This is a genomic window from Mycobacterium sp. TH-M103, assembly GCF_057473785.1.
This window is the reverse complement of the sequence record NZ_JBYCLG010000195.1, coordinates 1-9,230: the sequence shown is the minus strand read 5'-3', so window position 1 is coordinate 9,230 and position 9,230 is coordinate 1. Positions and strand designations below refer to the sequence as shown.

The following is a 9,230-nucleotide window of genomic DNA, read 5'->3' as shown; positions in this document are numbered from 1 at the left end:
AAACAAAAACTCCTCGCGAACGAGGTGAATTCAAATCAGAGATACCTGACAAGACACCAAAATCTGGCGTCAAAAAACGACCATACCCACACACGGGGCGTGTAAGTATGGTCAAAAAACAACAACAAACAAAAACACCAAACACACTATTGAGTTCTCAAACAACACTCTTGCTTTTGTCACCCGCTCTGGGGCAACCCTGCCAGCTTAATACAAACTTGGCTTTGGAGTCAAGCCCCAGTTTTTAGGCCTTTTCAAGTGGCCCCCTTCGGGGCGGGCCGCGCCAGGTTAGTACAGATCCAGCAGGAGGGTCAAGCCCGGTTTTGGCCAACTTCGTTCTCTGGCCGCACCTTTGGGCGCTGACTCGGACTACTGTACCCGCTCGATCTCCGCTCCCAAAATCTGCAGGTTTTCCACGAACAATGGGTAGCCGCGGTCGATGTGGAAGACGTCGTGCACCTCGGTATCGCCGTCGGCCACCAGCCCCGCCAACACCAGGCCGGCGCCGGCGCGAATGTCCGAACACCACACCGGCGCGCTGGAAAGCTGCGGGAGACCCCGGACCACCGCGTGATGGCCGTCGGTACGGGCATCGGCACCGAGCCGGATCATCTCCTCGACGAAGCGGAAGCGTGCCTCGAAGACGTTCTCGGTGATCATCGACGTGCCGTCTGCGATCGACGCCAGCGCGATGGCCATCGGCTGCAGATCGGTCGGAAAACCCGGAAACGGCAATGTCGCAACGTTGATGGCCTTGGGACGTTCGTACTGGGCTACCCGGAAGCTGTCCTCGGTCTGGGTCACGGTGGCGCCGGCGTCGTGCAGCTTGTGCAGCACCAGCTGCAGGTGGGCGGGGTCGACCCCGGTCACCGAGATGTCACCGCGGGTCATCGCCGCGGCGATACCCCAGGTCGCCGCAACGATGCGGTCCCCGATGACCCGGTGTTCGGTCGGGTACAGCCGTGGGACGCCGGTGATCGTCATCGTCGGCGAGCCCGCACCCTCGACCTGAGCCCCCATCTGGTTCAGCATCGTGCACAGATCGACCACGTCGGGCTCCCGCGCCGCGTTGTGGATCGTGGTCACACCGTCGGCCACCACCGCGGCCATCAAGATGTTCTCGGTCGCCCCCACCGACGGGAACTCCAGCTGAATCTCCGCGCCGCGCAACGTCTCCGCCTGCGCGACCACGCAACCGTGCTCGATGTTGCACTGCGCGCCCAGCTGGCGCAGACCGGCCTGATGCATGTCTAGCGGACGGGATCCGATCGCATCACCGCCTGGCAGGGCGACCCTGGCCCGCTTGCAGCGGCCCACCAGCGGTCCCAACACACAGACCGACGCCCGGAACTGGCGCACCGCCGCGAAGTCGGCATCGTATTTCGGCTCGTCGGGGGACGTGATGCGGGCGACGTCACCGTCGAGTTCGACGGTGGCACCCAGACCGCGCAGCACCTCCGCCATCAACGGCACGTCGAGGATGTCGGGGCAGTTGGTGATGGTGCTGGTGCCCTCGGCCAACAGCGTCGCGGCCATGAGCTTGAGCACGCTGTTCTTGGCACCGCCGACTGCGACCTTGCCGGACAACCGGTTGCCACCGGTCACCACGAATCGCTCAGCCACCCGCGTCAGTCTAGTGAAGCCCTATCGGCTTGTCAGTCAGCCCGCTTGACGACGATGCGCTCCGTGGTGCGGAGTGCGGTGGGGTCAAGCCGTCGAGCCGAGCGGTCGGGCCGCGGTACGGTTTGGTCATGGCGATACACCTGACCCGCATATATACCCGGACCGGCGACGACGGAACGACCGGGTTGAGCGACTTCTCGCGGGTCTCGAAGAACGACCCGCGCCTGGTGGCATACGCAGACTGCGACGAGGCCAACTCCGCGATCGGTGTCGCCCTCGCACTCGGCCGGCCCGGCCAGGAAATCTCCGGCGTGCTGCGCCAGATCCAGAACGACCTGTTCGACGCCGGCGCGGACCTGTCCACGCCGGTGGTGGAAAACCCCGAATACCCGCCGCTGCGGGTCACTCAGCCCTACATCGATCGGCTCGAAAAGTGGTGTGACACATATAACGATGCGCTGCCGGCGCTGAACTCCTTTGTGCTGCCGGGTGGTTCGCCGCTGTCCGCGCTGTTGCACGTCGCGCGCACCGTCGTACGCCGGGCCGAGCGCTCGGCGTGGGCCGCCGTGGATGCCGATCGCGAGGCCGTCAGCATCGTGCCGGCGCAATACCTCAACCGGTTGTCCGACCTGCTGTTCATCCTGGCACGGGTGACCAATGACGGCGATGACGTCCTCTGGAAGCCCGGCGGTGGCGCACCGGCACCGGGCTGACCGAAAGACTAGACGCTGCGCCGCCGGGCGCGGGGCGACGGCCGGGACTCCAGCCAGGACAGGAATGCGGTCAAAGCCCCCTTGTCCAGGGCGATCTCGTATCCCGACCTGCGGTCCTGGGTCGTGTCGCGCAATTCCAGCACGACGATCTCGTTGGTCATGATGTCGAATTCGTCGCCCCGCGGCGCACGCCGCCCCACGATCTCCACGCCGCGCCGGCTGAGCCGCCGGTCCGGCCACAACCTCAGACTGGACAGCCGGTAGAACGCGGCTTCGCCGCCGCGGTAACGGATCACACCGTGCCGCCAGCCATGGCCGCCGACTGCGGGAATGTCCCGCATGATCGCCGCGGTGCCGCCTTGGCGCAGCTTCCACAACCGGTAGCTCAAGGCGAGAACGGCCGCGCCCAGCGCGACGATGAGCGCGACCATGAGACCCATGGGCGCGCTCATCAGCGCCTAGTCGATCGCGCCGACGGCACGCAATCTCGCGCGACCCCGTGCGGCGATACGCGGATCGTCGGACTCGGAATCCTCCCTGGCGGAGCTCTCGTCGATCTCCGATTCGATCGCCGCGGATTCGGCCAGGATGCTGATGCTCTCCTCGGTGACCGACAAGAATCCGCCATCCACCGCGATCCGCAGGTCGTCTTGGCCCTCCCGTTCGACGCGCACCATGGCGTCATCGACCAACTGAGCCACCAGCGGGATGTGATGGGGCAGGATGCCGATTTCGCCGACGGTGGTGCGGGTGAACAGGAAGGTGGCCTCCCCAGACCAGATCTTCCGGTCCACGGCGACTATCTCGACGTTCAATCCCGCCATCTCACACCGCCTTTCGCCCTGATTCCGGCCCGGATTCCGATCACAGCTTGGCGCCGAGGCTCTCGGCCTTCTTGGCCAGGTCGTCAAGACCGCCGATCAGGAAGAACGCCTGCTCGGGCACGTGGTCGAACTCGCCCTTGGTCAGCCGGTCGAACGCCTCGATGGTCTCCTTCAGCGGCACCGTCGAACCCGGCTGTCCGGTGAACTGCTCGGCGGCCATCATGTTCTGGGAGAGGAAACGCTCGATGCGCCGGGCTCGGTTCACCAACTGCTTGTCCTCCTCGGACAGCTCGTCGATGCCGAGGATGGCGATGATGTCCTGAAGGTCCTTGTAGCGCTGCAGGACCCGGATGACCTCCTGCGCCACGCGGTAGTGCTCCTCGCCGACGACGCCGGGGTCGAGGATCGTCGAGCTGGAGGCCAGCGGGTCCACCGCGGGGAAGATGCCCTTGGAGAAGACCGAACGGGACAACTCGGTGGTGGCGTCCAGGTGCGCGAACGTCGTGGCCGGCGCCGGGTCGGTGTAGTCGTCGGCGGGCACGTAGACCGCCTGCATCGACGTGATCGAACGCCCTCGCGTCGAGGTGATGCGCTCCTGCAGCTCACCCATCTCGTCGGCCAGCGTGGGCTGGTACCCCACCGCCGACGGCATGCGACCGAGCAGCGTCGACACCTCGGAACCGGCCTGGGTGAACCGGAAGATGTTGTCGATGAACAGCAGCACGTCCTGGCCGGCCTCGTCGCGGAACCACTCGGCCATGGTCAGGGCGGACAGCGCCACCCGCATACGGGTGCCGGGCGGTTCGTCCATCTGGCCGAACACGAGCGCGGTGTCCTTGAGCACGTTGGCTTCCTGCAGCTCCACCCACAGGTCGTTGCCCTCGCGCGTGCGCTCGCCCACACCGGCGAACACCGAGGTGCCGCCGAAGTTCCGGGCGATGCGGTTGATCATCTCCTGGATAAGCACCGTCTTGCCCACGCCCGCACCGCCGAAGAGCGCGATCTTGCCGCCACGCACGTACGGGGTCAGCAGGTCGACGACCTTCAGACCGGTCTCGAGCATCTCGGTGCGCGGTTCGAGCTCCTCGAAGGCCGGGGGCTTGCGGTGAATCGACCAGTGCTCGAAGTCTTCCCCGTATCCCGGCTTGTCCAGGCAGTAGCCCAGCGCGTCGAAGACGTGGCCCTTGACTTCCTGACCGACCGGTACAGAAATCGGTTTGCCGGTGTCGGTGACCTCGACCCCGCGCACCAGGCCGTCGGTGGGCTGCAGCGAGATCGTGCGCACGAGATTGTCGCCCAGGTGCTGAGCGACCTCGAGCGTCAGGGTCTTGGCGAGGGACTCGAAGGTGATCTCGGCGTGCAGGGCGTTGAACAGCTCCGGCACCGAGCCCCGGGGAAACTCGACGTCGACCACCGGGCCTGTGACGCGTACGACGCGTCCGTTGGTGTCGGTGTCGGCCTTGCCGGCCTTTTCGGCAGTAGCACTCATATCTTCTTCGCTTCCTTTGGTGCCTACTTGGCGGCGTCGGCGAGCGCGTTTGCGCCACCGACGATTTCGCTGATTTCCTGGGTGATCTGGGCCTGCCGTTCGCGGTTGGCCTCCAGCGTCAGGGCCTTGATGAGGTCGTCGGCGTTGTCGGTGGCCGACTTCATCGCGCGCTGGCGCGACGCCAACTCGGATGCCGCCGACTCCAGGAGCGCCGCGTACACGCGGGTGGTCAGGTACCGCGGCAGCAGCGCCTCGAAAAGCGTTGTCGCGTCAGGCTCGAACGAGTACAGGGTGTGCAGCTGGGGTTCTTCCTCGACGTACTCCACCACCATCGGGGCGATCCGGTGCACCACCGCCGACTGCGACAGCATCGACTTGAACTCGGTGTAGACGACGTGCAGTTCGTCGACGCCCTCGGTGTCGGGCTGCCGGTTCTCGGCCTCACCGCCGGCGCCGAGCATGAACGCCTCGACCAGCGTCGAGGCGATCTCCGCGGCATTCTCGTAGGTCGGCTGCTCGGAGAAGCCGGTCCACGACTCGGTGATATCCCAGTTGCGGAAGCTGTAGTAATTCAGCGCCTTACGGCCCACGACGTAGGGCACCGGGGTCTTGCCTTCCGCCCGCAGCAACGAGAAGAGCTCCTCGGCGCGCCGGAAGATGCTGGCGTTGTAGGCCCCGCACAGGCCGCGGTCCGACGACACCACCAGCACGCCGGCCCGTTTCGGTTCGGGTCGCTCGACGAGCAACGGGTGGTCCAAAGCGGCTTCGGCGGCCAGGGTGGTCAGCATCCGGGTGATCTCAAAGGCGTAAGGCCGGGCGGATTCCAACCGCGCCTGCGCCTTACCGATGCGCGACGTCGCGATCAGCTCCTGGGCTTTGGTGATCTTCTTGATCGACCCCGCCGACCGGATGCGACCGCGTAGCTCACGAAGTGTGGCGGCCATCTTTGGTTACTTCTTTTCCTTCTTGGGGGCGGGCTTGTGGACTTCCACCGATTCCTTGCCCACCTTCTCCTCGTCGAGGGCCTCGACGTGCTCGTCGGGCACGACCGAACCGCCGCCGGTGGCCGCGAAGCCCTTCTTGAACTTGCCGATCACCTCGGTGAGGGCCTTTTCGGTGTCCTCGTCGAGCTTCTGGCTGTCGCGGATGGTGGCCAGGATCTTCTCCTCGGAGGCCCGGATGTGGTCCAGCAACTCGGTTTCGAACCGCCTGATGTCCTCCACCGGCACCGAGTCCAGGTGACCACCGGTGCCCAGGAAGATCGACACCACCTGCTCCTCGACGGGCATCGGCTGGTACTGCGGTTGCTTGAGTAGCTCGACCAGCCGCTCACCGCGCGCCAGCTGCGCCTTGGACGTGGCGTCCAGGTCGGAGGCGAACGCGGCGAAGGACTCCAGCTCGCGGTACTGCGACAGGTCCAGACGCAGGGAGCCGGCAACCTCTTTCATCGCCTTGATCTGCGCGGCGCCACCGACCCGGGACACCGACACACCAACGTTGATCGCCGGCCGGACGCCCTGGTTGAACAGGTCGGACTCCAAGAAGCACTGGCCGTCGGTGATCGAGATGACGTTGGTGGGGATGTAGGCCGAGATGTCGTTGGCCTTGGTCTCGATGATCGGCAACCCGGTCAGCGAGCCGCCGCCGAGCTCGTCGGAGAGCTTGGCGCAGCGCTCCAGCAGCCGCGAGTGCAGGTAGAACACGTCGCCGGGGTAGGCCTCGCGGCCGGGCGGACGGCGCAGCAGCAGCGAGATCGCGCGGTAGGCCTCGGCCTGCTTGCTCAGGTCGTCGAAGACGATCAGGACGTGCTTGCCGTCGTACATCCAGTGCTGCGCGATCGCCGAACCGGTGTAGGGCGCAAGCCATTTGAAGCCCGCCGAATCCGAGGCCGGCGCCGCGACGATGGTGGTGTAGTCCATCGCGCCGCCTTCCTCCAGGGCGCGGCGCACCGAAGCGATCGTGGTGCCCTTCTGCCCGATGGCGACGTAGACGCAGCGCACCTGCTTGTTCTCGTCACCGGTCTCCCAGTTCTTGCGCTGGTTGAGGATGGTGTCGACGCAGACGGCGGTCTTCCCGGTCTTGCGGTCGCCGATGATCAGCTGGCGCTGGCCGCGGCCGATCGGCGTCATCGCGTCGATGGCCTTGATGCCGGTCTGCAGCGGCTCTTTCACGCTCTGGCGCTGCACCACCGAGGGCGCCTGAAGCTCGAGCGCACGCCGCACGTCGGTCTCGATGTCGCCACGGCCGTCGATCGGCTCGCCGAGCGGGTTGACGACGCGACCCAGGAACGCGTCCCCGACGGGGACCGACAGGACCTCGCCGGTGCGCTTGACCTGTTGGCCTTGCTGGATCTTCTCGAAGTCACCCAGGATCACCGCGCCGACGCTGTGCTCGTCGAGGTTCAGCGCGACGCCGAGGACGCCGCCGGGGAACTCGAGCAGTTCCTGGGTCATGACGGACGGCAGACCTTCGACGTGGGCGATGCCATCCCCGGCGTCGACGACGGTGCCGACCTCCTCGCGGGAGGTGTCGGAGGTGAAAGAGCCTACGTACTCTTCGATGGCGCCCTGAATGTCGTCAGCGGAGATTGTCAACTCGGCCATGGCTTTTCGTCTTTCTACTTCTATTCGCGTGGGTCTTCGATGGGTCTGTGGTGACTACTTCGTGTTCAGTCGGGCAACTGGGCCTCGGCTGCGGCCAGGCGCGAGGAGAGCGACCCGTCGATCACCTCGTCGGCCACCGCGATCAACAGCCCGCCCAGCAGCGCCGGGTCCACCTGCAGCTGCACGGCCACCGGATGCCCGTAGATGCGGCCGAGCACCTCGGTGAGACGGGTGCGCTGGGCGTCGCTGAGCTCGGCCGCCGCGCCGACTTCCGCGACGACTTCGCCGCGGCGAGCCACCGCGACTTCCGCGAGGAACTGCATGGCCTCCTCGGCCGGCTGACCTCTGAGCAGCTCAACGGTGTGGGCCAGCAGCGCAAACACGATCGGGTTGACGCTGCCGCCCGCGCCGCCGAGCACGTTGCGCAGCAACTCCACTCGTTTCTCGGCCGGAACGACGTAGTCGCCCAGCAGGATGCCCAGGCGCGGCTGCGCGTCGAGGACCCGGGAGAAACGGAACAACTGGTCTTCGACTTCGCCGACCGTGTCCTCACGTTCGGCGACCTCCAGCAAGGCTTGCCGTGACAGGTGCTCGAGGGCGTCGATCAGGTCCGAGGCGGCCGACCAGCGCTCGCAGACCGCCGCGCGCACCACGCCCAGGGTGGTGTCGCCGACCTTGCCGGACAGCAGCCGTTCCATCAACCGCACCCGCGGTGCCGAGTCTTCGGCCGGCACGGTGAGGTAACGGGTGACCACCATTTCGCTGTCGAGCATCTTGGCCACCGCCACGAGCTCGTCGGACAGCGCCGTCAGCCCGTCCTTGTCGAGATCCTTGGCTACGGCGCCGAACCGGTCCAACAGGTCCCGCAGCGCCAGCCGGCTGGCCGAGCGCATCTTGGCCAGTAGCGGGTACTGGACGTCGGCGGAGGCTGGGGCCATGGCATCGAGCTCGTCGAGGAACCGGTCCACGGTGGCCGACTGCTGCGCGGCGTCGGCGACGTAGTTACGCACCAGTTCCCCTGCGCCGCGGACGGATTCGTGGCCGAGCTCCAGTCGGAGCTGGCGGGCCAGCTGCGTCCGCAGCAGCTCGACCTGGCGGGTACCCTGCCCCGTGATGCGCTCGGCCTCCACCTCGGCCTGAACCCGAAACTGCTCGGTGATGCGTTTCGCGTCCGCCTGAGCCTCTTCGACGACCCTCTTCGACTCCGACTCGGCGTCTTCCACCGCCTTGCTGTGGGCGTTGCTGGCCTCGCTTAGGCGATCGGCGGCCGTGGCGGCGTCGCTCAGTTGCTGGCGCACCACTTTCTGCCTGGTGGCCATCAAATTGCGCACCGGCGGTACGACATAGCGCACCACCATAAACACGATGACCGCGAACCCGACCAACTGTCCGATGAACGTCGACATGGGGGGTTACCGTCCGGACGACGCGGTCGGGGTGGTGACCGGGCCGACGTCGACGCCCAGGATTCGACTGGCCAACGTCGCCGACATGCCTGCCACGTTGGAGCGCAGATCCAGTTCCACGGCGTCCCTTTCCCGCTTCAATTGCTCTGCGGCCGTTTGCAACGTCGCCATCACCTGCTGCTCGGCACGGGCTCGCGCCTCCTCGACCACCTTACGACCCTCGGCCCTGGCGCTGTCGCGGTGCGACGACGCCTCGATCCGGGCTTTGGTCATGACTTCGTCGTAATCGGCCTGGGCGGCCTCGAACTGCTCGTTCGCCTTCTTGTTGTCGGCGAGGGTCTTGGCGACCATCGCGTGGCGCTCGCGCAACACCTTCAGGATCGGCGGTACCACAAACGTGCCGATGATGGCGAGGACGATCAGGAAGATGGCGAGTACGAAGAAAAAGGTGCCGTTGGGGATGAGGAAGTTGTTGGTCTTCCCTTCCTCCGCTGCCTGGCCGGCGGCCAGAACGAGAGTGCTTGCGTCGCCCATCACAGCGAATTAGGTGCCGACCGGGGTAGCGAAGACGA

General features: G+C 66.1%; 10 protein-coding genes. 2 read left to right on the top strand and 8 right to left on the bottom strand.

Annotated elements, in window-relative coordinates; translation table 11 throughout:
* The coding region (locus AC2VOR_RS10790) for a hypothetical protein (protein WP_486963768.1) at nt 1-248 on the top strand (248 nt) is incomplete at its 5' end.
* Between the two features lie 121 nt (nt 249-369).
* On the opposite strand, the gene murA is transcribed toward AC2VOR_RS10790, so the two are convergent.
* Nucleotides 370-1,623 carry a UDP-N-acetylglucosamine 1-carboxyvinyltransferase gene (murA, locus tag AC2VOR_RS10785; RefSeq protein WP_369737639.1) on the bottom strand — a complete coding sequence of 418 codons (1,254 nt, stop codon included), beginning with the start codon at nt 1,621-1,623 and terminating at the stop codon, nt 370-372.
* A 128-nt stretch (nt 1,624-1,751) separates the two neighbouring features.
* Between murA and AC2VOR_RS10780 the strand changes: the two genes are divergently transcribed.
* Complete coding sequence (locus tag AC2VOR_RS10780) at nt 1,752-2,336, top strand: cob(I)yrinic acid a,c-diamide adenosyltransferase (protein ID WP_369737638.1); 585 nt, start codon at nt 1,752-1,754, stop codon at nt 2,334-2,336.
* 8 nt (nt 2,337-2,344) lie between these two features.
* Here the strand turns inward: AC2VOR_RS10780 and AC2VOR_RS10775 are convergent, their stop codons facing one another.
* The 7 genes from AC2VOR_RS10775 to AC2VOR_RS10745 form a co-directional block, all read right to left on the bottom strand.
* Nucleotides 2,345-2,788 carry a DUF2550 domain-containing protein gene (locus AC2VOR_RS10775; RefSeq protein WP_369737636.1) on the bottom strand — a complete coding sequence of 148 codons (444 nt, stop codon included), beginning with the start codon at nt 2,786-2,788 and terminating at the stop codon, nt 2,345-2,347.
* A 6-nt stretch (nt 2,789-2,794) separates the two neighbouring features.
* The gene (locus tag AC2VOR_RS10770; protein WP_369737635.1) at nt 2,795-3,160 is read right to left on the bottom strand and encodes a F0F1 ATP synthase subunit epsilon; all 366 of its coding nucleotides are present in this window, start codon (nt 3,158-3,160) and stop codon (nt 2,795-2,797) included.
* 40 nt (nt 3,161-3,200) lie between these two features.
* Nucleotides 3,201-4,649 (bottom strand): F0F1 ATP synthase subunit beta, encoded by a 1,449-nt coding sequence (gene atpD, locus AC2VOR_RS10765; RefSeq protein WP_369737634.1) that lies wholly within the window; start codon nt 4,647-4,649, stop codon nt 3,201-3,203.
* 23 nt (nt 4,650-4,672) lie between these two features.
* Nucleotides 4,673-5,593, bottom strand: coding sequence for a F0F1 ATP synthase subunit gamma (locus tag AC2VOR_RS10760; protein ID WP_369737633.1), 921 nt, complete (start codon nt 5,591-5,593; stop codon nt 4,673-4,675).
* A gap of 6 nt (nt 5,594-5,599) precedes the next feature.
* Nucleotides 5,600-7,252 (bottom strand): F0F1 ATP synthase subunit alpha, encoded by a 1,653-nt coding sequence (gene atpA, locus AC2VOR_RS10755; protein ID WP_369737632.1) that lies wholly within the window; start codon nt 7,250-7,252, stop codon nt 5,600-5,602.
* Nucleotides 7,253-7,317: 65 nt separating this feature from the next.
* Nucleotides 7,318-8,658, bottom strand: a complete 1,341-nt coding sequence (locus AC2VOR_RS10750; RefSeq protein WP_486963767.1) for a F0F1 ATP synthase subunit B/delta — start codon at nt 8,656-8,658, stop codon at nt 7,318-7,320.
* Between the two features lie 6 nt (nt 8,659-8,664).
* Nucleotides 8,665-9,192 carry a F0F1 ATP synthase subunit B gene (locus AC2VOR_RS10745; protein WP_486963766.1) on the bottom strand — a complete coding sequence of 176 codons (528 nt, stop codon included), beginning with the start codon at nt 9,190-9,192 and terminating at the stop codon, nt 8,665-8,667.
* Between the last annotated feature and the right edge of the window lie 38 nt (nt 9,193-9,230).

Bases quoted from the DNA above. Each gene is read 5' to 3' on its own strand.
- AC2VOR_RS10780 (WP_369737638.1), top strand. From the start codon at position 1,752: ATGGCGATACACCTGACCCGCATATATACCCGGACCGGCGACGACGGA.
- AC2VOR_RS10775 (WP_369737636.1), bottom strand. From the start codon at position 2,788: ATGAGCGCGCCCATGGGTCTCATGGTCGCGCTCATCGTCGCGCTGGGC.
- AC2VOR_RS10770 (WP_369737635.1), bottom strand. From the start codon at position 3,160: ATGGCGGGATTGAACGTCGAGATAGTCGCCGTGGACCGGAAGATCTGG.
- atpD (WP_369737634.1), bottom strand. From the start codon at position 4,649: ATGAGTGCTACTGCCGAAAAGGCCGGCAAGGCCGACACCGACACCAAC.
- AC2VOR_RS10760 (WP_369737633.1), bottom strand. From the start codon at position 5,593: ATGGCCGCCACACTTCGTGAGCTACGCGGTCGCATCCGGTCGGCGGGG.
- atpA (WP_369737632.1), bottom strand. From the start codon at position 7,252: ATGGCCGAGTTGACAATCTCCGCTGACGACATTCAGGGCGCCATCGAA.
- AC2VOR_RS10750 (WP_486963767.1), bottom strand. From the start codon at position 8,658: ATGTCGACGTTCATCGGACAGTTGGTCGGGTTCGCGGTCATCGTGTTT.
- AC2VOR_RS10745 (WP_486963766.1), bottom strand. From the start codon at position 9,192: ATGGGCGACGCAAGCACTCTCGTTCTGGCCGCCGGCCAGGCAGCGGAG.